The 459-nt window shown below is 66.4% G+C and carries 1 protein-coding gene; it reads right to left on the bottom strand.

Annotated features, from left to right (window positions below):
* Window positions 1–68: 68 nt before the first annotated feature.
* The coding region (locus EOC06_RS38510; protein ID WP_164899065.1) for a DoxX family protein at window positions 69–459 on the bottom strand (391 nt) is incomplete at its 5' end.

The following is a 459-nucleotide window of genomic DNA, read 5'->3' as shown; positions in this document are numbered from 1 at the left end:
CGCCAACGGAAGTCTCCCTCCCCCTTGTGGGGAGGGGTAGGGGTGGGGGTCCGTGCCGGGCAGACATCTCAGGAATTCCACATGCGATAGCCGCGCCCGTCGACCGACCAGGCTCCCGCACCGGCCATGGCCAGCGCAACAGATCCGCCTGATATCGCAATGTCCTTCATCAGCATCTGCTGGTGCAGGAAGGCGAGCATCGCGTCGCCGCCGCCCTGGCCATAGTGGCCGATGAACCCGGCGGCAATGCAGAAGGCGGCGAGCAGCAGCGCCGTGACCCGGGTCTGGAAACCGACCAGGATGAGCAGCCCCGCGATCAGTTCGAACAGTCCCGTGCCCCAGGCAGCAAGTGTCGGCAGCGGCAGGCCGAGGCTGGCGAAATAGCCTGTGGTGCCGGCTATGTCGCTCAATGCATGGATACCGGAAGGCACGAACAGGGCGGCGAGCAGCAGCCGGGAG

It is taken from the genome of Mesorhizobium sp. M7A.F.Ca.MR.362.00.0.0, assembly GCF_004023175.1.
Taxonomy (GTDB): Bacteria; Pseudomonadota; Alphaproteobacteria; order Rhizobiales; family Rhizobiaceae; genus Mesorhizobium.
The sequence above is the reverse complement of the archived record's forward strand: the minus strand, read 5'-3'. Positions and strand labels throughout refer to the sequence as shown.